We start from the raw sequence: 26,449 nt of genomic DNA on the forward strand, positions 1-26,449 counted from the left end.
CCCGTATCGTCTTCACGGATGTTTGCGGGCGGCTCAAGACCTGTCGCTTTCCGGCTCACCCGCCGCTGGTGGCGGTGGGCCACATGCTCGTTCAGACCGTTGTCATTTTTGCCGTACAACTTGGCACTTTCCGCAGCGCAAGTGTGGAAAGTTTGCCCTATGAGAGATGGCTGTTGGAGGGATGGGCGCGCTCAACGCCCTGAGGAGGGCGCTGAGGAGCTTATGAGAACCGCGAGTCAGCCCGCCAGAGGATGTCCTGTCGCCCGGTTCAAGCCGAACGGACATCCAGGAGAACTGAACAAGTGTTTGTTAGCGCACCCAAATAATGCTAACTTACGTTAGTTCATAGTCTGACAAGGGGAACCAAGTGCATTGTGACCGAGGCGAATGGCCGTTATGCGATGCTGACGCCAATTGCCAAACTGGTCATAATCTTCGTACGTCTGGAAATCGATTACGGTCCGTCCTGTAGTTCGAATTATCGAATAATAGTAGGGAACTTGTACAAATGATCACAGTCCTCTTTGGCACAGAGAGCGGTAATTCTGAAATGGCGGCAGAGGATATCGCGAAGTTCATTCGAGACAAGGGTGAAGACGTACGGATTATCCCCATGGAAGATTGTGACGTTGGTCAATTGTCACAATCCGGCTCGGCAATCATTATCACTTCCACCTACGGTGAAGGTGAGCTTCCGGAGACGACTCAACCCTTTTACGATTCCCTCAATGGCACTCGCCCAAACCTGGCCACGCTGAGGTTTGGAGCGTTTGGTCTGGGAGACAGCACGTATGAGACATATGGAAACGGGATTGACGTCGTTTCTGCCTTGTTACGCGATCTGGGAGCGCATCAGGTCGGTGTTACAGGACGTCATGACGCGGCCAAAGGCACGCCTTTGGCCCAAGCCGCGGTCGATTGGGTGGATCGACTGCTTCCAGCGCTAAGCCACCAAGAAGCTTGAATGCAGACGGGCGCCTAGCAGGGCAGGTCACAGGCAAGCTGCCCAGGGCCCGGACCGATGGCACTAGCCTGCGATAGCACGACAAGCTCCGCTTCGAAAACCTAACGAACGTGAGTAAGGTAGATGAGCAGGAATAGCGATCTAGACGCTGACGTGATTATTGTCGGAGCCGGATTATCTGGAATGACCGCCGCCAGGCAGCTCGATGGCAGCGGTCTGAAAGTCCTTCTATTCGACGGCAAAACCCGCGTCGGCGGGCGAACCTGGTCCGACAGCCGATACGAAAATGGAGCGTGCGACTTCGGTGGCATGTTCATTGGCACGACGCACGAACGCTCACAGCGTCTGGGGAAGGAAATGGGCCTCGAAATGGTGAAGGCCCGCCCCGCCGGCAAGATGGTTTGGGATCTCGGCGAAGAAATTGTGATCGCCGAAGACGGCAGCTATCCGGAGAAGGTGACAAGCGACGGCAGCGACCTCAAAGAGGCGCTTTCGAGGACATTCGCCGCGATCGACGAACTCGCAAAGAAAGTTGGCAAGGACAATCCGTGGGACGTCCCTGAAGCTGCCGAACTCGACTCCAAGACCATGGCCACATGGCTGGAAGAAAACGTCGCGGATCCGTTGGTTCGAAAGATAGTCGGTACCGACATCACGATCATCACCGGCGCAGACCCGTCAGAAATTTCGTTGCTGTTCTTTGCATTCTACGTCGCGCAATGCGAGGACATCTATGCGTTGCAGGTGACTGCAAACGTGATGCTTTGGATTGGCGGCGCTCAGCAGATTTCTCTTCGGATTGCCGAAAAGCTGCCGACCGGCAGCATCCATCTCAACGAGCACGTTATCGCCATAGCGCATGGTGAAGAGACCGTTGAAGTGCGTACTTTGAAGAGAACGTACACAGCCAGACGAATTATCATGGCGCTTCCTCCCTCGGCTGCCGCTCAAATTTCCTTCGATCCGCAATTGCCGTCAGCACGCCGCCAGATCAATCGGCGCACGAATTTTGGGCGCTACATGAAACTGCAGCTCCGCTATGAGAAGCAATTTTGGCTTGAAAGCGGACTCTCAGGCGAAATCTTCTCACTTTCTCCGGGCTTTTTCGCCTTAGACGTAACACGCCCAGGAGATACGGCTGCGACGCTTGTCCTGTTCATCGGTGGCTCGAATTATGACCGCTGGTTCAGTTTGGGCCTCGAACCACGACGGACTGCGATGCTGGCTTCAGTAGCTCGTTGTCTCGGCGAAGAGGCGCTGAGACCGCGGGGCTATATCGAGACCAATTGGAACGACGTTGAATTCACGATGGGGGGGCCTGTTTGCCACATGCCGCCGGGCCTGATGAGCACGTGCGGCCATGCGTTGCGTGAGCCAATAGGACGAATTCATTTCGCTGGAACGGAAGCCGCTCCCTCTTGGACCGGTTACATGGAAGGCGCGGTTCAATCCGGTGAAGCCGCAGCAGAACAAATCAAAGGGATAATGCTCAATGACCGCGAAGCAGCCTAAAGCCGTCGTACCGACCCGCATGGAAAGTTTCGGGCCAACTTATGGCTTTGCGCCGGGACGAATCTCGAATGGCATACTCCACATTGCTGGACAGATCGGCGCCGACGAAAACGGACTTGCAGAAACTGCGGAAAAGCAGGCGTCGCTGGCCTTCCAGAACTTGGAACTCGTCTTGAACGAAGCTGGCTGCACCTTTGCCGACGTCATCTCAATGACGACCTACCATGTGGGTGACTGCACCACCGTCAACGAATGGTTCTTGCCGCTTAAGAAAGATATCTTTCCCGCGCCGTATCCAATTTGGACTTCCATGGGCGTTACGAGCTTGGCAATCCCCGGGGCCTTCATCGAAATATCGGCGGTCGCCGAGATACCGAGCAAGTAAAAAGCCGCTTGGCCTAAAGGCTGTGGCGTCTTTCGCGAGGGAGCGGCGCCCAAAACCAACTCATCAAATATGCGCTACCCATGTCTGTACCGATGAAGGTCAAACGCATCGGAATGGCCCACGTTAAGGCCACCAAAATGCTGGATCTGGAGAAGGCCACGATTACGGAGCGAGGAATTGCGGGTGATCGCAACTTCATCTTGCTGGACAAAAATGGCGCCCCGCTGCCCGCGGGTCGGCATCGGCACTTCTTGCCGCTGCGGTTTGACTATGATGCCTTCTCTAACCTGCTCAAGCTGACCTATCCGGACGGTCGGTATGTCGAGGAGGAGTGCGTAACGAATCTGGTTTCGTTCGGTCTCAACTATATGAACATGCGCAGCATCCAAGTTCGGAAGGTTGAAGGCGAATGGGCCAGGCGTTTAAGCGCGTTTGGTGGAGCTCCGGTGCGCATTGTTCGTGTGGTCAATACAGGCGACGGAGTCGACGTCCTTCCGATCACGCTGTTCACGACAGCCTCGCTTCGGAATCTCAGTCTGCGGATGGGAACGGAGGTAGACTATCGGAGGTTTCGCGCCAATCTCATCATCGAATGTGACGAACCATACGCAGAGGATCGCTGGAATGGCAGGAGACTACAAATTGGCTCCTGCCTTCTAAGAGTGCGCAGCTCAGTCCCGCGTTGCGTTGTAACGCAACTCGATCCGGACACGGGCATCAACAATGTCCGCACCATCCCGATGCTCGTGCAATATCGTGAAAAAGTGCGCCTGCCGGATGGTCTAATGCCGCACTACGAGACGCCAGGATTTGCATCCTATGCCGAGGTTATCCAACCCGGGGAAGTCGCAGTTGGTGACATGGTGATGTGTGAATAGGTCGCGTTTTGGTCAACCCGAAAAGCTGATCTGGAGCTCGAGCTGATGGACTACGAGGACAAAGTGGTTGTGGTTACCGGCGCCGGTTCAGGGATGGGGCGCGCGATGGTTGGCGAATTTGTCAACCGCGGCGCCCGCGTTGCCGCTCTCGGCCGCACGAAAGCCAAGGTGACCGAAACGGTTAGCCTGCTTGGCAATGTGGTCAAGGCACACGCATTTTGTGCCGATGTATCGGTCGAAACCGACGTTATCAAAGCGATCGACGCGATCGTAGCACAATGGGGCGGCATAGATGTTCTGGTCAATTGTGCCGGTGTTCTCGACAGCTACGAGCCGGCGCACACGATTGGCCTGGCAGCCTGGGCGGAAGTGATCGCCATCAACCTGACCGGTCCGTTTCTCATGTGCAAATACGCAATTCCGCACATGCTGGTGCGAGGTAAAGGCGCAATCATAAATATAGCGTCGCTTTCGTCCTTTAGCGCAGCCGGGGGCGGAACGGCTTACACAGCATCTAAACACGGGCTTCTCGGTCTCACTCGGCAACTATGCTTCGAGTACGGGGCAAAAGGTATCCGCGTTAATGCCATCTGCCCAGGCGCCACGGCGACGCCGATGGCGCAACATGGCGGAACGGATGCGCTTCCCGACATGGACAGTGGAGTTCTCAGGACACCGGCGCAGCGTTGGTGTCGGCCAGAGGAAATTGCACGTCTAACCGCGTTCCTGGCTGGAGACGATGCCGACTTCGTACATGGCAGCGCGTATGTCATTGACGGAGGATGGCTGACCGCAGCGCGCGAGGCATTCTAGCGGCGTCGGGACTGGGCTCCTGCCGTTGAGCCGACATGACATCGACCCAAACAGATAAAATGAGGAAAACATGGACGTTCGCGCCGCCGTAGCCACGCGGGCCGGAAAGCCGCTGGAAATCATGACCGTGCAGCTCGAGGGTCCGCGCGAAGGCGAGGTGCTGGTCGAGATCAAGGCGACCGGCATCTGCCATACCGACGAATTCACTTTGTCGGGCGCCGATCCCGAAGGCCTGTTTCCGGCCATCCTCGGCCATGAGGGCGCCGGCGTGGTCGTCGATGTCGGCAAGGGCGTCACTTCGGTCAAGAAGGGCGATCATGTCATCCCGCTCTACACGCCCGAATGCCGCCAGTGCCCGTCCTGCCTGTCGCGAAAAACCAATCTGTGCACGGCGATCCGCGCCACGCAGGGACAAGGCCTGATGCCGGATGGCTCGTCGCGCTTCTCGATCGGCAAGGACAAGATTTTTCACTATATGGGCTGCTCGACCTTCTCGAATTTCACCGTTCTGCCCGAGATCGCGCTGGCCAAGGTCAATCCCGACGCCCCCTTCGACAAGATCTGCTACATCGGCTGTGGCGTCACCACCGGTATCGGTGCTGTCATCAACACGGCCAAGGTCGAGCAAGGGGCGACTGCGGTCGTCTTCGGCCTCGGCGGCATCGGGCTGAATGTTATCCAGGGCCTGAAACTTGCCGGCGCCGACATGATCATCGGCGTCGATTTGAACAACGACAAGAAGGCCTGGGGCGAGAAATTCGGCATGACGCATTTCGTCAATCCGAAGGAGATCGACGGCGATGTCGTGCCCCACCTCGTCAACATGACCAAGCGCGGCGCCGACCAGATCGGCGGCGCCGACTACACATTCGACTGCACCGGCAGCACCAAGGTCATGCGTCAGGCGCTGGAAGCCTCGCATCGCGGCTGGGGCAAGTCGGTCGTCATCGGCGTTGCGGGTGCTGGCCAGGAGATCTCGACGCGGCCGTTCCAGCTGGTCACCGGACGCACCTGGATGGGCACCGCATTCGGCGGCGCGCGCGGCCGCACCGATGTGCCAAAAATCGTCGATTGGTACATGGACGGCAAGATCCAGATTGACCCGATGATCACCCACACTCTGAAGCTCGAGGACATCAACAAGGGTTTCAACCTGATGCTTGAAGGCAAGTCGATCAGGGCTGTGGTGGTTTACTGAAGATGGCACGGCCGAAGGGCCAGCGATTGAAATTGCACAAGTTCAACCAAGGAGGAAGAAATGCCGGTGGAACTGCATCCGAAAATCGACAATGGACTGCCCAGGGAGAGCGCAAGCTTTGCCGGCGGCACACTGGTCTGTGCGTGCACCAGCAAGCCGGTCAAGGTGAAGGTCAAGGGTCAGATCGCCCACAACCATGCCTGCGGCTGCACCAAATGCTGGAAGCCGGACGGCGCGGTATTCTCGGTGGTTGCCGTTGCCGGCACCGGTGACGTCACCGTCACCGAGAACGCCGACAAGCTCAAGGTGGTCGACCCCTCGGCACTGATCCAGCGCCATGCCTGCACCGGCTGTGGCGTCCACATGCACGGACCGGTCGAGCGCGACCACCCGTTCAAGGGCCTCTCCTTCATCCATCCCGAGCGCTTCGTCGAGGACGGCTGGTCGCCGCCCGGCTTCACCGCCTTCGTCTCGTCGATCATCGAATCCGGTGTCGATCCGAAGCGCATGGACGGCATCCGCGCGCAGCTGAAGTCAATCGGCATCGAGCCCTATGACTGCCTCAACCCAGGCCTGATGGACTACATCGCCACATGGACGGCGAAGAAAAATAAAGGGAACTAAGATGGCTGGAAGGATAGAAGGAAAAGGCGTCATCGTCGTCGGTGGTACCAGCGGCATGGGTCTCGCTCAAGTCAAGCGGTTCATTGCGGAAGGAGCCAGAGTCGTCATCGCCAATCGGAATGCGACACAAGGCGAGGCCGTGGCTAAGGAGGTCGGCGAAGCCGCCATCTTTGTTCAACTTGACGTTCGCAATGAAGATGAGTGGGGAAATGTTATCCAGCGTGCGGAGAAACACTTTGGTGGTCCCGTCAACGCTTTGGTCAACAACGCGGGTCTTCTGGTAGAGGAGGGTATCGAGCAGACCAGCATCGAAACCTTCCGCCATCTGGTCGACGTAATGCAACTGGGCCCGTTTCTTGGGATGAAGGCGGTCATACCGTCGATGCGACGCGCTGGTGGTGGCTCGATCGTTACGGTTTCTTCAACAGCGGGGATAGTCGGCTACCAGGGCTTCTTTGCTTACACCGCCACAAAATGGGCGGTTAGAGGGATGACAAAGGCAGCGGCACTCGACCTCGCTGCCGCAAACATCCGCGTCAATAGCGTTCATCCCGGCGATACGGAAACACCGATGATCGAAGGCCGCGGCTACAACGCCGATCTCGTCCCGCTCAAACGCTTCGCCCGGCCGGAGGAAATCGCTTCACTGGCGTTGTTCCTTGTCTCGGATGAAGCTGCCTATATCACTGGTGCTGAGCACATAATCGACGGCGGTTATACAGCTCAGTGAATTTGCACGAGCCACCCTCTGCAAGCGGTGTAAGCCTCTCTCATGGGCGCGCTGCGCCAACTGCTCGCTCAATGACTGGATGATCCCTATGTGGGCGCGCGACAGGGTCGGGCGCCCACGGTCGGGTGCGATCTATGCTTGGCAAATTGTAATGCTGCGCCAGCAGGTCGGTGTCGCTGGGATCGGTCAACTGTGGGGCCGGCTCGGTGCGAACTTCGCGAAGTTGCCAAGCCAACTCGCTGCCACTCTATGCCCTCCCGCGCGGTTGTGTGCGTCAAGTTCTGCAAAACCGGCCATGGTTGGTGGTCATGTCGCTTGGCGCAGAGCGAGCATCTTGGTCGAACTCAGCCCGTTGCCGATCTGTTTTGGCCAAAACGAAGTAACACGACGTCATTTTGGCAGGTTTGGCGTAGCACTTGTCTGCTCATGCGACGCCGGCGCCCCCGCGAGCGGATAAGTTGATCTCAATCCGCCGCATGTCCGATTGCCAACAATATGTTCGGCCTGCGGCACCTTAGAAAGATCAATTGTCGGAGGATTGAGAGTGAGCGGCAATACTATCAATTGGACTCGCGTAGAGCAGCGGGTGAGCAAAGAGGGCGTTCGGACTTACTGGCGCCCGTATGCGGCACCTACGATCATGTCGGCGGAAAACAGTCTGATCTCCGGCGCTCCGCAAATGCCCCGATGGCAGGCTCCTCCGAAGGCGGCTGTTTCTGTAGCGATCAACGGCGCCTTTTTCACCAAAGCCGAAAATCCCAACCAGGCCCAGACGCCGGAGGAAATCATTCGATCAGCAAAGGAGTGCATCGAAGAAGGTGCGCAGATCATCCATATCCATGTTCGTGACGATGGTGGTCACAATGTCCTTGATGCCGACAGATTCGGTGATGTGATTGGACGGCTGAAATCCGATCATCCAGACATTGCGCTTGACGCGTGCCTTGTTGCCGTAAACGACACGGAGTGCAAGGCAATGCAGCAGGTGATCGATCGGATGCTGGTAAGCGCCGTTCCGGTCAATACCACTGCACTGATCTTGGGCGACAATCTGTTCGTCAAACCACCGCATGCGATCATCGAGAAGACGCGTATGATCGTCGACGCGGGGCTCGTTCCCCAGTTGGCCGTCTACACCGACGGCGATGTCGACAACGCCCGTAGGCTCCTGATCGACAGCGGGCTTGTAAAGGGGCCGTTGACCTGGCTGTTGCTTGCCGGTCTTCCGGGCTGCACGCCTATGTATTCCCCCCAAAGCATGATCGACGGACTTGTCCGTCAGGTCGGCCTCATCCGTCAGGTCGATCCCGGCGCCAACATCATCGTTTGTGCGGGCGGTCGTGCGAGCCTTCATCTGGCAAACCTCGCAATTCTGATGGGCTTGCATATCCGTGTCGGCATGGAAGATACGGTTTGGAAATGGCCACACCGCGACGACTTCATCGAGCGCAATGTCGACGCGTTCCGCATCGCGCGAACCATGGTCGAGTGCCTTGGGCGCGAACTTATGTCGGCGCAAGAATTCCGTGAACTTTGTGGCATTTCCTCTAGCGGCCTTGGCCGCGCGGGCTCTGTAGCCGCTGCCGAGTGAGGCAAAAGCTATGCCGCAGGAAAAGCAAGGAATCGACGGCGTCCCCGCCTTGGGGACATTCGACCCCATCGCCAGCCGGGATCGGTGGAATGTTCCTATTGGGGCCTTTGATGGGGGGCGCTGGAAAGTCGATGAAAGTGTCAACAAGACGATCCAGGAGCCGGGCCGGCTCCACGTCCGCTATGCTTCCCGGCCGGAAACTTACGACGCGATGTTCCGCGCTACGGTATCAAAGTTCCCGGAGCGGGAAGCCATCGTTTGCGGTGACCGCAGGGTCAGCTACCGGGAGTTGGACGAGCTCGTCGAGAAGACGGCGTATGGCTTGATTCACTGCGGACTCAACATGGGCGACCGCGTCGCTGTCATGTTGGACAATCGTCTGGAGTATTTCGTTGCTGTACTTGCCTGTGTGAGAGCGGGTGCGATAGCCATTCCGCTCGGTACCCGCCTTGGACCTTCCGACGTATCGTATGTCGTCGGTGACGCTACGCCGATATTTGCCGTTACAGCTCAGCAATGGATCGAGAAATTCCCTGCTACTGGAAGTGTACGTCGGATCTTTCTCGTCGACGCGGAACCAGCTTCGGCGAACCATTTCGAACACCTCGCCAAGGCATCGCCAGTAGTCCTCCCTTCGTTGGAGGCAGAGCGGCTGATGATGATAATCTTCACCTCGGGCACGACAGGCAAGCCAAAAGGCGCGTGCCTGACGCACACCAACTTCGTTCATACCTGCCTGCACTACCTCTACGCACTGGCGATCGACAGACCCCAAAAGAGCCTGATGGCTGTTCCGGCCACGCACATTGCAGGGTTCGGTCCGCTGGCTTCGGTGACGCTGGCATCCGGCGGCACACTCGTCATGGCGCGCGAGTTCAAGGTGGCTCCAGTCCTCGATCTGATGGTGCGCGAACAGATCACTTATGCAGTTCTGGTACCCTCGATGTACCAGTTGTTCGCAATGGCGCCGAACATCCACGAATACGACCTGTCGTCTTGGAAATATGGCGTCTATGGCGGCGCAATCATGCCCCCAGCCGTTATCAACCGCTTCCGTCAGATCGTCCCCGGGCTGCGGATGATAAACGCCTACGGCGCTACAGAGACCTGCGCGGTTTGCACCATCATGCCGCCGGAGTTGACGTCATCCGCGCTGGCCAGCGTGGGTCTGCCGCTAGAATGTGACGAAATCATAATCGTCGATACAGACGGCCAACCCGTGCCTGACGGCCAATCCGGGGAGTTGTGGATTCGAGGACCAAACGTAAGCCCCGGTTATTGGAACAACCAAACGGCCACCCAGCAATCCTTCGAAAACGGATTCTGGAAGAGCGGCGATATCGGGAAGCGGGACACCTGCGGACTGATCTATGTCCATGACCGCCTCAAGGACATGATCAACAGGGGCGGCTTTAAGGTGTTCAGCGCGGAGGTCGAGAACTCCCTGATGGAGCATCCTGATGTTGACGAATGCGCCGTCGTAAGCGTGCCGGATTCTGTTTTGGGCGAGAAGACATTTGCTTTCGTCAAGCGCAGGGCGAGCAGTCTGACCGACACCTCATTGCGCGCCTACCTCCTGAGCAAAATCGCCGATTACAAAGTCCCGGATTTCTGGCTGATCGGTGATGAGGCGGTGCCAAGAAATCAAAATGGCAAAGTCCAAAAGGCTGAAGTGAGAGAGCTCGCGAGGAAGCTTTACGTATCGTAGCAATAACGTGGCTTCTTGCCGCGATTTATAGTTGATATCAAGAGAAAACGGAGGAGATCTTTCATGTCTGGTTCAGTAAAGGACAAAGTTATAATCGTTACCGGCGCGGGGCGCGGGTTAGGCGCCGGTATCGCCGGAGATCTAGCTCGAAACGGCGCGCGGGTGGTGGTTGCCGACCTGAACGCTGAAAACGCGGTCACTGTCGCCGAGCAGATCAAACAGGCTGGCGGCGACGCATTTGCAGTTGGCGTGGACGTCAGCGACCGCAAGCAGGTCAAGGAAATGATCAGCAAGGTCGTCGAAAAATATGGCCGCCTCGATGTTCTTTTCAACAACGCCGGCATCAGTCAAACCTGCCCGTTCATGGAGGTCACCGAAGAGGATTTCACTCGGATCTACAAAGTCAACACGCTTGGAGTCCTCATCGGCACCCAGGAGGCAGTACGCCAAATGATGTCGCAGGGGCATGGTGGCAAGGTCATCAATACTGCTTCGATCGCCGGTAAACAGGGCTGGCCCGACTATGCACACTACTGCGCATCCAAGTTCGCGGTAGTCGCACTCACCCAGGCTGCGGCACGCTCTTTCGCAAGCCATGGCATTACCGTGAATTGCTTCGCCCCAGGCGTCGTGGCCACGGAACTTTGGAAGCAGCTCGATGACGAGGCCATCCAGCACGGCATCACGTCGAAGCCCGAGCAGCTCATCACCGAATTTTCGGCGAACGTTCTTCTGGGCCGCGTCTCAGTTCCCAAGGACATCGTTGGCCTGACCACTTTCCTTGCCTCAGACGGCTCTGACTACATCACCGGCCAAACGATGATGGTCGATGGCGGCATGGTCTTAATCTAACGGAAATTTTCACCGCTTGGCTTGCCCATGGGGTGGTGAGCCAAGCCATTTGGGAGGACTGTATGATGAATTTTCGATCTACCGTTGCTGCTGTAGCCGCCGTCAGCTTCGTGCTTGGTGTCAGCCAAAGCTTCGCCGAGACAGGCGAGGAATTGATGAAGAGCCGGTTGGGCACGACGGATGTGGATCCGGCGATTGCCAAATCGCTTGAAATCGCAGCCAAACCTCTGACCCCTGAGCTTCAGGCTAAAGCATTGGATTGCTGGAAAAACGATGTCTGTGAAACCGGAAGCGGCGGAAAGCTGACGATCGCCTATGCGGATGGATTCGGAGAAAACGTCTGGCGTCGCGTCACGAAGATGGAATTCATCCAGCAAGCGCTTGCATATCCCGAGATTGGAAAGATCCAATACTCATCAGCGCGAGGAGATGTCTCGAAAGCAATTGCCGATCTTAACGCCTTTATCGCTCAGGGTGTGGACATCATAGTTCTTTACGCAGATGCCGGTCCGGCCCTCTTGCCGACAGTCCGTGAGGCAAAGGAGGCTGGCATCAAGGTCGTTCTCAACAATGGACAGGAAGTCGGTACGGCCGGCGAAGACTATGTAAGCACCGTCCACGAAGACCTTTGCGTTCTCGGTCAGGAGATGGTGAAGACCGTCGCTGCCGACAAACCCAATGCCAAGGCCATTGTTGCGCTCGGAGGAACCCCCGGCAACACGCTCAGTGCGACCTGGCAAGATTGCGCACAAAAGCAAGCTGACGCGTCGTCGATCAAGATCTTGGCCAAGATGGACACCAACTGGACGCAAGAGGGTACGTTTACCGCGGTGTCGGCTGCCCTTGCCCAATACGGCGACTTCGACGGCTGGATCTATGAGTATGCGGATGGCTTCCGCGCAGCAATGAGAGCTTATCAGGCGGCCGGGAAAGCGGTGGATACCGTCGTTGCACTTCGTACAGATGAACAGGGCCTGTTCTGCGATTGGGAAGCAGCTAACAATCCCGAGTTTCGGATTTACTATTCTGCTTCTGGTTCCACGATCACGGCGCGCTTTGCCGTAACGGCCGCGATGATGGCACAGGCAGGTGATACGGTTTCAACTTGGGTGAAAGTGCCGTTTTCGATGAAATCGGTGAAAGTCGGGCTTTGTGACAAAAGCCTTCCCATGGAGACGCCGGTTTCTACCATCGTGAACGCTGAAACGCTCAAAGCGATGTTCCCGAACTGAGACACCTCCAAGCCGGCCGGCGCTTGGCGCTGGCCGGTTGACTTGTGATATTTACCACGGAGGCCGCGATGAGCTTACCTGTTTTGAAACTCGATGGAGTTTCAAAGACATATCCCGGCGTACGTGCTCTGGATCAGGTGAGTATCCAGTGTTTGCCAGGGGAAGTTCACGCCATACTGGGCGAAAACGGCTCGGGCAAGAGCACGCTCATGAAGGTTGCGAGTGGTGTCGTCAAGCCCGACAGCGGTACCGTCGAGATAGCCGGCGAAAGACTGTCCGGCGCGGACCCGAGAATACCCTCCAGCCTTGGGCTCGCCACCGTCTACCAGGATAACTCTCTGGTGCTTGAGCTATCCGTTGCCCAAAACCTTTTCATGGCAATCAGAAAGGGTGCTGTGCCGTTCAGCGATATGAATTCCTGGGCGGCCGATAGATTGTCCAGGTACGGGTTGGCCATTGCGCCGGAAACGATTGTCGGCGATCTGTCTCCTGCGCTGCGACAATTCGTCGAGATTGTCAAAGCGTTGCAGTCGGAGCCGAAAGTACTTCTCCTCGATGAGCCGACGGCAACTCTGGACGCCGACGGCGTTCGAAAGCTGTCGGGCATCATCCGTGATTTGGTGGCCAAGGGGACGGGAATTATCTACGTCAGTCACCGATTGCCTGAAATTCTGGAATTGGCCAACCGCATCACGGTTCTCCGCGACGGCGTCCATCGGGGTACATTTAATGTCACAAGTGATCTTTCAGAACGTGACCTCGTAACATTGATGGTCGGGCGTGAGATCGATGTCGAGTATGGCTCGAAATCCACTGACTTGTTAGGTGCGCCCATCTTTGTCGTCGACAAGCTGTCAAGCGACGATTTTCAAGATGTTTCGTTCACCGCCCACGTTGGCGAGATCGTCGGATTTGCGGGTGCGGAGGGCAACGGCCAACGTGAGGTTTTGCGCGCTCTTGTCGGCCTGGAGAAGGCCGATGGGGTCGTTGAATGTTCCGGCACTCCAGTTTCCCTCAAATCGCCGCGCCTGGCGCTCGAAAATGGCGTCCTGTTTTTAAGTTCGGATCGCAAGGGCGAGGCTATTTTTCCGGAGCTTGGTGTCGGGAAGAACATGGTCGTGTCGCTTCTCAGTGCTTTCAGGCGGCTTGGCATACTTTCGCGCAAGCACGAGAAAGCAACCGCTACCGCGATGAAGCAGGATTTTGATGTCGTCGCAGCAGACCTCGACATGCCCATCATAAAACTCTCAGGTGGCAACCAGCAGAAGGCCGTTCTGGCGCGCAGCTTTCGATCCGGCGCCAGAGTATTTCTCATCGATGAACCGACACAGGGCGTCGACGCCGGCGCACGCTTTGAGATTTACAAAGCGATCCGGGAAAACATTCGCGACAGAGGAACATGCATCGTCAATTCTTCTGACGCTCAGGAACTGGCCGGCATTTGTGATCGTGTCCTCGTCTTCTCTCGTGGCCGGATTGTAAAAGAGTTAGCCGGCGCGTCCGTGACCGAAGAGAACATCGTTTCCAGCTTCATGACCGCCCGGGATGCAAAGACGACAAAAAACGACCCATCAGGCAACGAGCTGCCCGCCATCCTTGCGCAGCTGTCGAAGGGGAGTGCGAGTTTGTGGGTTCCGATGATCTTCCTCATGGGTTTGATTTGTCTGGTCGGCGCTTATGCGTCCATCAGCAGCGACGTTTTCCTGAAGTCTATCAATTTTCGTCATCTCCTCCTCGCACTGACCCCGGTTGGCTTCGTGGCAATGGCACAACTTCAAACACTTCTTGTGCGAGGTATCGATGTCTCTGTCGGATCGGTGATGAGTCTCACCGTCGTCGCGATGTCGTTCTTGATCGGTGCACAAGCAAGTCCTTCGGCTATGGCAATCGGTGTTCTTGTCTGCCTTGCGGTAGGGGGTCTTGCAGGGCTGACAAATGGAGCGTCGGTGCGCTATGGGCGCATCAATCCCGTCATCGCCACAATAGCGACGCTGAGCATCGTGCAAGGACTGGCTCTGGTGGGCCGGCCAACGCCAGGTGGCCTCCTGAACGGTGAATTCGCGTCGCTTCTCCGGACCTGCATAGGGTTCATGCCGGTATCGACAATGGTGCTTGTTGTCGTGGCGTTCATCGGGGACTACTGGCTTCACCGTACGAAATCCGGTCTGTTTGTGAAGGCCGCGGGTTTTCGCGAGGAGGCAGCTCTAAGGAACGGAGCGCCAGTGACCTGGATCCACATTCGCGCGTATGTGCTTGCTGCCGTCACGGCTGCCGTTGCAGGGCTATTCCTAGGCGCCCAAGTGGGAGTGGGTCATCCAACTGTTGGGCAAAACTATGCTCTGTCCAGCATCGCTGCAGCAGTCTTGGGCGGAGCCGCGCTCAGCGGAGGCCGAGGATCGTTTTCTGGTGCGTTTCTCGGAGCGTTTTTCTTTACTTTGATGACCAACGTCATCTCTGTGCTGGGGTTGAATTCGGCTTTCGGGGTGATCGCGTCAGGATTGATGACGCTCGTTGCAATCCTGCTTTACACCGGGGCTTCCGGATTCGACCGAATGTTCCAGACCTTTACCAAATCTCGGCGGACGGCGGGGGCGTGATATCGTGACCGAAAATGCGGAACGGTACCATAATGCCGCATTGGAGCGTGACCCGGAGCTATCCGGCCGCGGCGATGCACCGGCAAAATTCCCGTCGAGAGGAACTCTGGTCCCTAAAGTCGAGGGGCGATTTCTTGCAATCTGGATCGCGCTTGGAATCTTGCTGATCGTGGATGGTGTTTTCCTGCCCAGGAGCCTCGAGCGCTCGACGCTGCTGGCGATGTCGCCCTTCGCGGCCTTTTTGGCAATCACCGCGATCGGACAGTCCATCGTCATTATGGCGCGTGGTATCGACCTCTCCGTTCCCGCGATTATTTCATTGTGTTGTTCGATACTCATTGGCGTGTCGGGAGGAAATGACGCCCATCTGGGGGCTGCGATGGCTGCCGCACTTCTCGCTGCAATGCTTGTCGGCGCCGTCAATGGGTTCCTTATCGCCTACCTAAAGCTCAATGGGCTCATCGTTACCCTTGCAGTCGGCGCTGTCGTTGCCGGAGCAACCATATGGTATCGCCAGAACTTCGGAGCTGAATCGCCAGTGCCGGCTAGCCTGGCTGATTTCGGAAACGGACGCATCATTGGCATTCCGACAGCCGTCGTGATCGCGATGACTGTGACTTGCATTTCGGTGCTGCTCTTAACCAAGACCGTGATGGGTCGCAGGTTTGAGGCTGTCGGATGCAATCCCGAGGCCGCGCACGTAGCTGGAATTAACGTCAAGTTTTATCAAATCGGGGCGTATGTCAGCGCAGCCTTTATGTACGGCGTCGCAGCAATTCTGCTGGCCGCCTTCATACGCAATCCAACGTTGGATGTAGGAAATCCATACTTCATGGCGCCCGTCGCTGCGGCGGTCCTCGGAGGCGTCGCTATGAGCGGTGGGATCGGGAATATGATTTCCGTCACCATTGCTGCCGTCTTTCTGGTTCAACTTGACCAATCCCTGAAAATGGTCGGCCTACCCACGTCTTGGCAACTTGTCATCCAGGGATTGGCAATTGGTGCCGGCATGTGGCTATCCGAGATGCGCTCGTCTTCGAGGAGAGACTAGAGCGAAGCCGGTATTTGAGTGCATTGCTCTAAACGACAACGTGCAATCAGATCCCGTGGCAATTCCCAATCAGCGGGGTTCACCTTTTCGTCGGCAATATAAAAAACGCTTTGACAAGAGGCTAACGAACGTTAGTATGCACGAAACATCCTACTTCGTAAAAAATCCAAAGGGGAACGCGAAGTATGACTCCAAGCATAGCGGTTATCGGCAGCGGCCCATCGGGTTGCTACGCTGCCCAGTTTTTCAGAAGGAAATGGCCGGATTCGGAGATAGTCATCTTCGAAGCGCTGCCGGTTCCCTACGGACTGATCCGATATGGCGTTGCTCCCGATCATCAAGGGAATAAATCTGTCATCCAACAGTTCGATCGCCTTTTCGAGCGCGAGGGCGTGCAGTTCGTTGGCAATGTCACGATCGGTCGCGATATTCCCTTTCAAAAGCTGCAGAACAGTTTCGACATCGTCGTCCTGGCGACGGGGTTGGAGGATGATCGCCGACTGGATATTTTGAATGATGCGGGGGACTGTCCGATCATTGGCGCCGGTTCTCTGATCAAAGCGTTAAATGGCCACCCCTGCATCGATATTCCGAGACAATCGGACGCTGCAACGGGGCTTTTGGGGAAAAGGGTGGCGGTCGTCGGCAATGGCAACGTTGCCATGGATGTCGTTCGCCTGTTGTGCAAACGCAACGAACACCTCGCCGGATCTGACATAGCCGACGACAGGCTTCAATATCTGCATACAGAGGCAATTGAGCGGATAGACGTGCTTGGGCGCTCGCCCGCACCGCAGGCGAAATTCGACCTTTCAATGCTCAAAGAAATCGCTGCGCTGCCGCATGTGAAAATTGTGGCGACCGGCGTCGACCTTGACGCGCAGGATCTCGTCAGCGCTTTACTCGTGAACAAGATGCAAGGTGCATCAGATGGTCCGTCGGGTCAGGCTCGGGGCCAAACTTCCTCCGTCACCGTGTCTTTTCATTTCTGTGCTCAGCCAGAGGCAATTCGCAAGGTTGACGGTGTAAACAGGTTAACGGTCCGTCAGGCAAACACACCAGGCTATGCGGAGCTCGAAGTTAACTCAGTCGTTACGGCGATCGGATTCGAGAACATCGCTTCGCATCGCGAGGACTGGAGCGGCGACAATATTTTCAAGGTCGGCTGGCTAAATAGCGGCGGCAAAGGTGCCATCGCGGCAAACAGGCGGGATGCCAAGCAAGTAACGGACGAAATTGCCCGCCGTTTTGAGGCCGGAATGCTTTGCTCAGGAGCCGGCAAGGGCATTCACAATCTGTCCGAACTGGTCGCCAACAAAGCTGTGCCGTTTCACGGGTGGCGGAAGATCGATGACTGGGAACGGGCGAATGCGGCGCAGGAGCGCTGCCGCCAAAAAATTCGAAGTGTCGCGGAAATGATTGCAGTCGCCACGACCTAGCAGACTTGGAAGATTCATTCGCTCGACGTCATGGCATCACTTTGAGGACAGAGAGCATGGCATCAACGTTAAGGGATAGGTCGATGGGAGCAGCAACTGCGATCCAGGATGAATATCTGCCCTGGGCAGATGAAAATTACCGGAAGGATCCATACCCCTGGTACGAGCGGTTACGCAAAGAGCGGCCCATCTACAAGATGTCCGATGGCACCTACGTCGTCTCGCGTTATGATGATATCACGAAATACGGCAAGCTGCCGATCATGGCCATCGTCGATCCTGAATGGGTGCCGAAGGGGCCTTGGGCGGCTCTTTCCAAGACCGTGCTCGGCGCCGATCCGCCGGTCCATACGGGCCTTCGCAGGCGGACCAACAAATGGTTCACGCCAAAGCTCGTGCAAACCTGGGTCGAAGCTGCGGCAAAAGCTGCCAACGATGCACTCGACCGCGCTGAGCCGGGAACCGTCGTCGAGGCCAATCTGGAACTTGGCGTCTTCCCGACCCATGCCGCCATGTGCAGTGCGCTTCAATTGCCCACCGACAATGTCGCTCCTGTCCATGCCGCCATGCTGAAAGCGATGGCGGCCTTGAGTTCAGTTGCTTCCGCAGAAGACGACGAACGCGCCGCCGAGGGCTTTCGCTATTTGCGCGAACGCGTGGAGGAACTGCTCGCCTACAAGCGAGCAAACCCCGGCGATGGACTTGCCGACGCCCTGATCGAAGCGGTCAGTGCCGGTGAAATGACTGAGGATGAAATCATTCAAACGATTTCCCTCTTCTGGGGGTCTGGTGGGCACAATCCGTCATTTTTTGTGAGCGCTGGTATCGAGTATTTTGCGCGCAACCCCGATGTCTATTCAATGTATCGGGAAAGACCGGATTTGCGCGCCGGTATTCAGAGCGAGCTTCTTCGGCTTTATCCCCCGGAGCTTTCCTTCGTTCGCTATCCCACCGAGGATGTTGAGATTCGCGGCATGCATATCAAAGCCGGGGAGCGCATCAGGTTTCTTCTTGATGGCGCAAATCGCGACCCCGAGGTTTTCCCGGATCCGGATAAACTCGACCCGTATCGACCGCTCGATGCTGCCCAAAATCTCAGTTTCGGAATTGGTCCGCATGCCTGTGCCGGCCAGATCATCAGCCGTGCAGGAGCCGATACGATCTTCCAAGTGATAAGCGCCCGAATCCAGCGAATCGAATTGGCTGGCACGCCGAAATATGACGTAACCGACAGATCGCGGGCTTACGTCGAATTGCCTGTGACGCTCCGCTAACCAGGACGGCGAGTTTCAGCGAGGTTTTTGCCTTGAAACGACATCGGCCACCCCGGTGGTAATTCCGCGGACAAACGAGGCTAAGGGGAGCCTCGACAGCCTTCGCCACAACTTTGCGGCGAAGGCCATCAAGTCAAGATTTCGGCGCCATAGGGAGGAACCATGATGCCAAATACGAAGGATGCCGTGAAGTACATCGCCGTTCGCGAGATGGCTTGCCATAACGGTCAGTTCGTGGAGCCGCACTGCCATCGGCGTGGGCAGCTGATCTACGCCATCTCAGGGGTGATGGAGGTGGTTGTAGGAAGTAGACTTTGGTTAGTCCCGCCGCAACGGGCTGTTTGGATGCCTCCCAGTGTTGTCCACCAGATGCGAGCGCGCGGGGCGGTGGAGTTGAGAACGGTGTACTTTTCGCCCGATGCGGTCCCTCATACCTTCCCAGCTCAGCCTACGCTTGTCTCGGTCAGTACTCTGTTGCGGGAACTCGTATTGCGCAGCCTTGACGCCCCCACGAACCACGATCCATACGATCTCAAGAACGGAATCCTGTCGCTCATCTTGGATGAGTTGGGGGTGCTCGTACGCGAAGCAGAGCATTCTCTCTGCCTGGAATTACCTGTGCCTCACTGTCAGGATCGTCGATTGACCAAGGTTTGTACGGCGATCCTGGAAGATCCGGGTTGCCCTCGAGGTCTCGACGAATGGGCTCACTTTGTCGGAGCATCCAAGAGGACACTCGCACGTCGCTTTCAGTCGGAATTTGGAATGTCGTTCTTGGCATGGAGGCAACAGGTCAGAGTGGCAGCCGCTTCATCGCGCCTGGATCAGGGCGAGCCGGTCACGATTGTCGCGGGCGATTTGGGGTACGAAACCCCAGCCGCGTTTTCCGCGATGTTCAGACGGGTGACAGGCGTCACCCCAAGTGGATACGTCGCCCATTCGCCGGCCCACAAAGTCGAGGAAATGTATGCAGCACCCTGTTAGCAAGGAAACAGAAAGGTTGTGGGCTCAGGCGGCGGAGTGTAACCGTTCATCCCTGTCGAAGGGGCGAACTGTGGCGCTGTCCGAAAAAGTTGTGGCAATCCTTGACGAGTTGCGCGTCAGCATGACGGCGTTTGATTTCTCAGACGTCGGCAGCAAACGTTTGGCGATCCTCAATGTCTTCATGAGACTTGCTGCCGCGCGAGGGTATGGGGCAGTTACCATGCGCTCTATCGGTGCCGAATTGCGTATCAAGGCGCCGAGCATCTACTCTCATTTTCCAGGTGGGCGTGAAGAGATCACCGAATATTCCCTCCGGTGGCAGTCGCGCGACTATGGTGAGTCGCTATTGAGAGCTGTAGCAACTGTTCAAGATCACAATGAAATGTGGGACACGTTGGTCCGAAATCATTGCCTGCAACAGCTTGATAATCCGAACAACCGCCTGTGGGACATGATAGTCGCATCCGATCGCGTGGGAAGATTTCTGCCGTCAACCCTCAGGACCGATATGGACGAGCGGCTGAACCTGTTCATCAGGCTCTATGCAGCGGTCGCAGAGGAACTTGGCTACGCCAATTCATATCAAAAGGCGCGGGCAGTCATGAGCCTGATGGACTGCGTAGGGGTGTGGTGTGATTGGCCTTCTGAGGCTGGTCTTCAGGAAACATCACTTGATAGGGCGGTCGCTCTTTCCCGAGGCATTCTTGCCGCAGACTTCGACACTGGAACCGCCAGGCGGTCAAAAAGACAAGCTTGACCAGTCTGCGCCATTCCGAATATCCGGAACCAAGGGCGGCGTTTCATCACCAGAAGCTGGTGTAACGTTCCCATTGAGGGCCGTAAGACCTTAAGTGTGTCTGATAACGACTAAATCTAGCGTCGTTCTCGACCTCGCTCCGCCTGGCCGGTCGCGAGACCAAGCCTTCGAATGGCCGGCGAGCACACAGACCCAAGATGACTTTTGTGGCGTAATATTTGGCATACCCGAACGCGCGGCCTCACCAGCTATCGTCTAGGCTTCCATCAGTCGACGCCGCCGGTGGCAAACCCATGTGAGGGCTGTCATTGCAGATTATCGCCTTTGGAGAACCAGCGTGGAACAGAAAGTCGAATTCAAGAGCAATGGCCACACCCTCAGGGGCGTCCTGACCCGTCCAGAGGGTAAGGGCAATGTTCCGCTGGTCGTCATGGCGGGTGGATGGTGTTACACGAAGGAAATCGTACTTCCCATTTATGCCAAGAAGTTCCACGACATCGGATGTGCTACTCTGGCTTTCGACTACAGGAACTTCGGCGAAAGCGAAGGCACGGTTCGGCAGGATCTCAACCCGTGGGAACAGATCGAAGACATCCGAAATGCCGTTTCGTTCGCCGAAACACTCGATGGCATCGATCACAAGCGCATTGGCCTGATGGGCATTTCCTACGCCGGTGGTCATGCGATCATCACCGGCGCGATCGAGCCGCGTCTCGCATTTGTTATTTCAGCCGTCCCTGTGATTGACGGATATCTTAGCCTGCGGCGATGCCATGGCGAGATGCGGTTCGAGGAGCTTCTGCAACTCGTTGCAGCAGACCGAAAGAACCGTTACGAGGGCAAGCCGAGCGGCATCATCCCTCAATCGCCAAAGGAAGATCCAAGCAAGGAGCTTACTGCTTGGCCGTTCCCTCATATCTATTCTGGCTTCATGGGAATCAAAGAGAAATCGGCTCCGTTGCATGAGCACTGGACGACGATTGAATCCGTTGAATGGCTGCTTCGCTATCAAGTTAAGCCATATGCCGAACGGCTCTACGAAACGCCTGTTCTCGTTGCCATCGCCAAGGGTGACAACATCACATCGGCCGACCTGGAAATTGAAATGTTCAACGCCATCCCCAATCCGAACAAGGCGTTTGTTTCGGTGGGTGGCGTAGACCATATGAGCCTCTACACGAAGGCGGATCACCTGGAGAAAATTGGCCAGGCTTCCGCTGATTGGCTCAAGCAAACACTTTCCGCGCTCTGATCCCGGTGTGCCACAGCCGTGTGCGCCGATGGGTCGAATGAAAGATCCGAGCAAGTTGTCCTTCTGCCAGGTGGCGATCGCCGTATTCGCCGCACGAACCTTCGTGATCTCGGGTGAACAACATGACCAAGATCTACCCGAGTGCTGGAAGAGCGCTTGAAGGGCTGCTCTTCGACGGCATGACTGTCGCAGCGGGAGGCTTCGGCGTTTGCGGCATTCCCGAACTGCTCATCGCCGCCATTCGCGAAAGCGGCGTGAAGGAGCTGACCGTTGCCTCCAACAACGCGGGCATCGATGACTTTGGCCTTGGCCTTCTCTTAAGTTCGCGTCAGATCAGGAAGATGATCTCATCGTACGTTGGAGAAAATGCAGAGTTTATGAGACAGTTCCTGGCAGGTGAACTCGAAGTCGAATTCAATCCGCAGGGCACTCTGGCGGAGAGGATGCGGGCGGGCGGAGCGGGCATTCCCGCTTTCTACACGCCGACCGGCGTCGGAACGATGATCGCCGACAACAAGGAGCACAAACACTTCAACGATCGAGTGTACATTCTAGAAACTGCCATCATTGCCGACGTGTCGATCATCAAGGCTTGGAAAGCGGATCCATCCGGCAACCTCATTTTCCGCAAGACTGCCCGAAACTTCAATGTCCCTGCCGCGACCTGTGGAAAAATCTGCGTTGCTGAGGTTGAGGAGATCGTTCCCATGGGGGACCTCGACGCAGATCACGTCCATCTGCCAGGCGTCTATGTTCACCGGTTGGTTAGCGGGCATCACGAAAAACGAATCGAGCAGCGGACGATACGCAGCAAGGAGTTCGTCTGATGCCTTGGGATCGCAACCAAATGGCGGCTGTCGCCGCGCGCGAATTACGCGACGGCTGGTATGTCAATCTCGGCATCGGAATTCCCACACTGGTTTCGAACTACATTCCGGCTGGAATCACCGTGACGCTGCAGTCTGAAAATGGAATGTTGGGCATGGGCCCGTTTCCTTACGAAGGCGAAGAAGATCCCGATCTCATAAACGCGGGCAAACAGACGGTCACCGAACTTCCCCATACTGCTTACTTCGATTCGGCCACCAGTTTCGGCATGATTCGTGGCGGGAAAATCGCGATGGCTATCTTGGGAGGCATGGAAGTTAGCGAAAGAGGTGACCTTGCCAACTGGATGGTTCCGGGAAAGCTCGTGAAGGGAATGGGCGGCGCCATGGACCTGGTTGCCGGCGTCGGTCGTGTCGTGGTCGTAATGGATCACACCAGTAAAACCGGGGAATCGAAGATTCTGAAGCAGTGTACTCTGCCACTGACCGGCAGGGCGGTCGTAAATCGCATAATTTCAAATCTCGCCGTACTGGATGTCGTGGCTGGAGGTCTGAGCGTTGTCGAACTGGCTGACGGCGTGACTGAGACCGCGTTGCGAAACGCGACCGAGGCGACAATCGTTAGTTGGCCGTAGCCACTGAAATCGGACAAAGTCTGTCCTTCACCGCCGCCGAGGTGTGAAGGGCCATCTGGGGGATTGGCTCACGTGAAAATAGGTGTACCGCGGGAAATAACCGGTGCCGAGGCGCGCGTGGCGATGACGCCCGACAGTGCGCGCCACCTACAGAAACTTGGCTATGAATGTCTGATCGAGACCGGTGCGGGTAGAGCGGCCGGCTTCTCTGACGATTCCTACAAGGCCGCTGGCGTGACAGTTGTCGACAGCGCTGATGCCCTTTTCGCCACAGCTGACGTGATCGCAAAGGTTCGCCCCCCGGAGATTGCCGAAGCGGAACGGCTGGCGCGGGGAAAAACCCTGATTTCGTTCTTTTTTCCGGCGCAGAACAAGGACCTGCTGGAGCTCTGCAAGGTTACAGGTGCGAATGTCATTGCGATGGACATGGTGCCGCGTATTTCACGTGCACAGAAGATGGATGCACTTTCGTCCATGGCCAACATCGCCGGCTATCGAGCCGTCATTGAGGCTGGCAGCAATTTCGGCCGCTTCTTCACTGGCCAGGTGACGGCTGCCGGCAAGGTGCCACCGGCCAAGGTCCTGGTTATCGGCGCAGGCGTGGCCGGTCTTGCCGCGATCGGGACGGCGACAGCGCTCGGCGCTGTCACCTATGCCTTCGACGTTCGCCCGGAGGTGGCCGAGCAGATTGAATCAATGGGGGCGGAATTCGTCTTTCTAGATTTCGCCGATCAGGTCCAGGACGGCGCCGCGACTGGCGGCTATGCCGCTCCATCCTCGCCTGAATTCCGCGAGAAGCAACTTGCCAAGTTCCGCGAGTTAGCACCCGAGATCGACATCGTCATCACCACGGCGCTGATCCCGGGCCGCGACGCGCCGAAGCTTTGGCTTGCTGACATGGTGGCCACGATGAAGCCCGGATCCGTTGTGGTCGACCTTGCCGCGGAGCGCGGAGGCAACTGCGACCTGACAATGCCAGATCAGAAAGTCGTGTCGCAGAACGGTGTGACGATCATCGGCTACACCGACTTCCCAAGCCGCATGGCTGCCCAGGCCTCGACACTTTATTCGACCAATATTCGTCACATGATTGCGGACCTGACGCCGGCCAAAGACGGCAAGGTCATCCATGATATGGAAGACGACGTCATCCGAGGTGCCACGGTGACCTTGGAGGGTGCCGTAACCTTCCCACCGCCGCCGCCGAAGCTCCAGGCAATCGCTGCCGCCAAGCCGAAGGAGAGGGCCACAGAGCTGACCTTGGATCAGAAGCGCGCCAAGGAAAAAGCCGCCTTCAGGGGGCAGACGCGCAGCCAGGTCGGCCTGCTGGTGATCGGCGCAGCGCTGATGGTACTGGTCGGGGCCTATGCGCCATCAGAGTTCATGGCCCATTTCATCGTCTTCGTGCTCGCCTGCTTCATCGGCTTCTCGGTTATTTGGAACGTTAGTCATTCGCTCCACACGCCACTCATGGCCGTTACCAACGCGATTTCCGGCATCGTTATCCTCGGCGCCCTGCTGCAGGCCGGTTCGGGAAGCCGGCTGGTGGTCATCCTGGCGGCTCTCTCGGTCTTAATTGCCACGATCAACATCGTTGGCGGCTTCCTCGTCACCCGGCGCATGCTTGCCATGTTCCAGAAATCCTGATCGGGAAGGGTTCAAAACATGACGCCCGGTATCGTATCTGCCGCTTACATCGCTGCAGCCGTTCTTTTCATCCTCTCGCTGGGCGGCCTGTCTGGCCAGGAGCGCGCCAAGCGCGCCGTCTGGTACGGCATCACCGGCATGGGTCTTGCCGTTGCCGCGACCGTGTCCGGGCCGGATGTCGGCAACTGGTCCATCGTTCTCCTCATGATCGCCGGCGGCTCCGTTGTCGGCTACTATGTCGCGAGCCGCGTGCAGATGACCGAGATGCCGCAGCTCGTTGCGGCACTGCACTCCTTCGTCGGTCTGGCGGCCGTGTTCATCGGCTACAATGCCGAGATCGAGCTTGGCCGGGTGGTCGCAACCGAGGAGGCCGCCCGCCAGGCACTAACCGGCTTCGCTGCCGTTCTGTCGCACAAGCTGACCGATCCCACCGGGACACTGGTCGCCATCCTGAAGGTCGAGGTCTTCCTGGGCGTGTTCATTGGTGCCGTCACCTTTACCGGCTCGGTGATCGCCTTCGGCAAGCTGGCGGGCAAGATCGACGGCAAGGCGAGGAAGCTGCCAGGTGGGCATCTGCTCAATGCGGCGGCTGCCCTTGGCTCGCTGGTGCTGCTGGTGATGTTCTTCAGCGGCGCGGGCATCTGGACGCTGAACCTGATGACGCTTCTGGCCTTCTTCGTCGGCTATCACCTCATCATGGGCATTGGCGGTGCCGATATGCCGGTGGTCGTGTCGATGTTGAACAGCTATTCGGGCTGGGCGGCGGCGGCGATCGGCTTCACGCTTGGCAACGACCTGTTGATCGTCACCGGCGCGCTGGTCGGCTCCTCGGGTGCGATCCTCTCCTACATCATGTGCAAGGCGATGAACCGCTCCTTCATCTCGGTTATCGTCGGTGGCTTCGGCACGTCGACGGGACCCGTGATGGCAATCGCGGGCGAGCAGGTGTCGATCGACGCCGAAAGTGTGGCGGCCGCGCTCAACGAAGCCGACAGCATCATCATCGTCCCTGGCTACGGAATGGCGGTCGCACAGGCCCAGCAGGCGGTTTCAGAACTGACCCGCAAGCTGCGCACTGCAGGCAAGAAGGTGCGCTTCGCCATCCACCCGGTGGCTGGTCGTCTTCCAGGACACATGAACGTCCTGCTCGCCGAAGCCAGGGTACCTTATGACATCGTGCTTGAGATGGACGAGATCAACGAGGACTTTCCAGACACAGATGTCGTCATCGTCATAGGGTCGAACGACATCGTCAACCCCGCGGCACAGGAAGACCCGAACTCGCCGATCGCTGGCATGCCGGTTCTCGAGGTGTGGAAGGCCAAGCAGGTATTCGTCTCCAAGCGTGGTCAGGGCACCGGCTATTCCGGCATCGAGAACCCGCTCTTCTACAAGGAGAACACCCGCATGTTCTACGGCGACGCAAAGCACTCTGTTTCTTCTTTGCTGTCGATAGTTGCCTAGCAGAAAACGCTGGATTTCGCCCACGACGAGCTTGC

General features: G+C 57.2%; 23 protein-coding genes. All 23 read left to right on the plus strand.

Annotation, left to right across the window (positions count from 1 at the left end):
* Nucleotides 1-508 precede the first annotated feature (508 nt).
* The 23 genes from AC1DYO_RS02870 to AC1DYO_RS02980 all read left to right on the plus strand — a co-directional run bounded on the left by AC1DYO_RS02870 (nucleotide 509) and on the right by AC1DYO_RS02980 (nucleotide 26,414).
* Nucleotides 509-964, plus strand: coding sequence for a flavodoxin domain-containing protein (locus AC1DYO_RS02870; protein ID WP_477260103.1), 456 nt, complete (start codon nucleotides 509-511; stop codon nucleotides 962-964).
* 123 nt (nucleotides 965-1,087) lie between these two features.
* Complete coding sequence (locus AC1DYO_RS02875) at nucleotides 1,088-2,476, plus strand: flavin monoamine oxidase family protein (protein ID WP_477260105.1); 1,389 nt, start codon at nucleotides 1,088-1,090, stop codon at nucleotides 2,474-2,476.
* A complete protein-coding gene (locus AC1DYO_RS02880; RefSeq protein ID WP_477260107.1) occupies nucleotides 2,457-2,861 on the plus strand; it encodes a Rid family hydrolase in 405 nt (134 codons plus the stop codon). The genes AC1DYO_RS02875 and AC1DYO_RS02880 overlap by 20 nt, the downstream gene beginning before the upstream one ends.
* An 80-nt stretch (nucleotides 2,862-2,941) precedes the next feature.
* Nucleotides 2,942-3,739 (plus strand): MOSC domain-containing protein, encoded by a 798-nt coding sequence (locus tag AC1DYO_RS02885; protein WP_477260108.1) that lies wholly within the window; start codon nucleotides 2,942-2,944, stop codon nucleotides 3,737-3,739.
* Nucleotides 3,740-3,784: 45 nt separating this feature from the next.
* Nucleotides 3,785-4,552, plus strand: a complete 768-nt coding sequence (locus AC1DYO_RS02890) for an SDR family NAD(P)-dependent oxidoreductase (protein WP_477260110.1) — start codon at nucleotides 3,785-3,787, stop codon at nucleotides 4,550-4,552.
* A 70-nt stretch (nucleotides 4,553-4,622) separates the two neighbouring features.
* Nucleotides 4,623-5,750 carry an S-(hydroxymethyl)glutathione dehydrogenase/class III alcohol dehydrogenase gene (locus AC1DYO_RS02895; RefSeq protein ID WP_477260112.1) on the plus strand — a complete coding sequence of 376 codons (1,128 nt, stop codon included), beginning with the start codon at nucleotides 4,623-4,625 and terminating at the stop codon, nucleotides 5,748-5,750.
* Nucleotides 5,751-5,810: 60 nt separating this feature from the next.
* Nucleotides 5,811-6,374 (plus strand): S-(hydroxymethyl)glutathione synthase, encoded by a 564-nt coding sequence (gene gfa, locus AC1DYO_RS02900; RefSeq protein WP_477260114.1) that lies wholly within the window; start codon nucleotides 5,811-5,813, stop codon nucleotides 6,372-6,374.
* Between the two features lies 1 nt (nucleotide 6,375).
* Entirely contained in the window at nucleotides 6,376-7,104 is a 729-nt protein-coding gene (locus AC1DYO_RS02905; RefSeq protein WP_477260116.1) for an SDR family oxidoreductase, read from the plus strand.
* Between the two features lie 544 nt (nucleotides 7,105-7,648).
* Nucleotides 7,649-8,695, plus strand: coding sequence for a beta-keto acid cleavage family enzyme (locus tag AC1DYO_RS02910; protein WP_477260118.1), 1,047 nt, complete (start codon nucleotides 7,649-7,651; stop codon nucleotides 8,693-8,695).
* Between the two features lie 10 nt (nucleotides 8,696-8,705).
* On the plus strand, nucleotides 8,706-10,403 hold the full coding sequence (locus tag AC1DYO_RS02915) for a class I adenylate-forming enzyme family protein (protein WP_477260120.1): 1,698 nt from the start codon (nucleotides 8,706-8,708) through the stop codon (nucleotides 10,401-10,403).
* 63 nt (nucleotides 10,404-10,466) lie between these two features.
* Entirely contained in the window at nucleotides 10,467-11,255 is a 789-nt protein-coding gene (locus AC1DYO_RS02920; RefSeq protein WP_477260122.1) for a glucose 1-dehydrogenase, read from the plus strand.
* A 62-nt stretch (nucleotides 11,256-11,317) separates the two neighbouring features.
* Nucleotides 11,318-12,487: a substrate-binding domain-containing protein gene (locus tag AC1DYO_RS02925; protein ID WP_477260124.1), complete on the plus strand. Its 1,170-nt coding sequence runs from the start codon at nucleotides 11,318-11,320 to the stop codon at nucleotides 12,485-12,487.
* Between the two features lie 68 nt (nucleotides 12,488-12,555).
* Complete coding sequence (locus tag AC1DYO_RS02930; protein WP_477260126.1) at nucleotides 12,556-15,084, plus strand: ATP-binding cassette domain-containing protein; 2,529 nt, start codon at nucleotides 12,556-12,558, stop codon at nucleotides 15,082-15,084.
* A gap of 4 nt (nucleotides 15,085-15,088) precedes the next feature.
* Nucleotides 15,089-16,135, plus strand: coding sequence for an ABC transporter permease (locus tag AC1DYO_RS02935; protein ID WP_477260128.1), 1,047 nt, complete (start codon nucleotides 15,089-15,091; stop codon nucleotides 16,133-16,135).
* Between the two features lie 185 nt (nucleotides 16,136-16,320).
* Complete coding sequence (locus AC1DYO_RS02940) at nucleotides 16,321-17,574, plus strand: FAD-dependent oxidoreductase (protein WP_477260130.1); 1,254 nt, start codon at nucleotides 16,321-16,323, stop codon at nucleotides 17,572-17,574.
* 83 nt (nucleotides 17,575-17,657) lie between these two features.
* On the plus strand, nucleotides 17,658-18,848 hold the full coding sequence (locus AC1DYO_RS02945) for a cytochrome P450 (protein ID WP_477260132.1): 1,191 nt from the start codon (nucleotides 17,658-17,660) through the stop codon (nucleotides 18,846-18,848).
* 162 nt (nucleotides 18,849-19,010) lie between these two features.
* On the plus strand, nucleotides 19,011-19,832 hold the full coding sequence (locus tag AC1DYO_RS02950; protein WP_477260134.1) for a helix-turn-helix domain-containing protein: 822 nt from the start codon (nucleotides 19,011-19,013) through the stop codon (nucleotides 19,830-19,832).
* Between the two features lie 70 nt (nucleotides 19,833-19,902).
* Nucleotides 19,903-20,589 (plus strand): TetR/AcrR family transcriptional regulator, encoded by a 687-nt coding sequence (locus tag AC1DYO_RS02955; protein WP_477260136.1) that lies wholly within the window; start codon nucleotides 19,903-19,905, stop codon nucleotides 20,587-20,589.
* A gap of 337 nt (nucleotides 20,590-20,926) precedes the next feature.
* Nucleotides 20,927-21,841: an alpha/beta hydrolase gene (locus tag AC1DYO_RS02960; RefSeq protein ID WP_477260138.1), complete on the plus strand. Its 915-nt coding sequence runs from the start codon at nucleotides 20,927-20,929 to the stop codon at nucleotides 21,839-21,841.
* A gap of 122 nt (nucleotides 21,842-21,963) precedes the next feature.
* On the plus strand, nucleotides 21,964-22,668 hold the full coding sequence (locus AC1DYO_RS02965) for a CoA transferase subunit A (RefSeq protein ID WP_477260140.1): 705 nt from the start codon (nucleotides 21,964-21,966) through the stop codon (nucleotides 22,666-22,668).
* Nucleotides 22,668-23,303, plus strand: a complete 636-nt coding sequence (locus tag AC1DYO_RS02970; protein WP_477260142.1) for a 3-oxoacid CoA-transferase subunit B — start codon at nucleotides 22,668-22,670, stop codon at nucleotides 23,301-23,303. Before AC1DYO_RS02965 ends, AC1DYO_RS02970 begins: the two co-directional genes overlap by 1 nt.
* 72 nt (nucleotides 23,304-23,375) lie before the next feature.
* The gene (locus tag AC1DYO_RS02975) at nucleotides 23,376-24,950 is read left to right on the plus strand and encodes a Re/Si-specific NAD(P)(+) transhydrogenase subunit alpha (RefSeq protein ID WP_477260528.1); all 1,575 of its coding nucleotides are present in this window, start codon (nucleotides 23,376-23,378) and stop codon (nucleotides 24,948-24,950) included.
* A gap of 18 nt (nucleotides 24,951-24,968) precedes the next feature.
* Nucleotides 24,969-26,414, plus strand: a complete 1,446-nt coding sequence (locus tag AC1DYO_RS02980; RefSeq protein WP_477260143.1) for an NAD(P)(+) transhydrogenase (Re/Si-specific) subunit beta — start codon at nucleotides 24,969-24,971, stop codon at nucleotides 26,412-26,414.
* Nucleotides 26,415-26,449 lie beyond the last annotated feature (35 nt).

The sequence above is a fragment of the Mesorhizobium sp. P2_F5 genome (assembly GCF_056403715.1).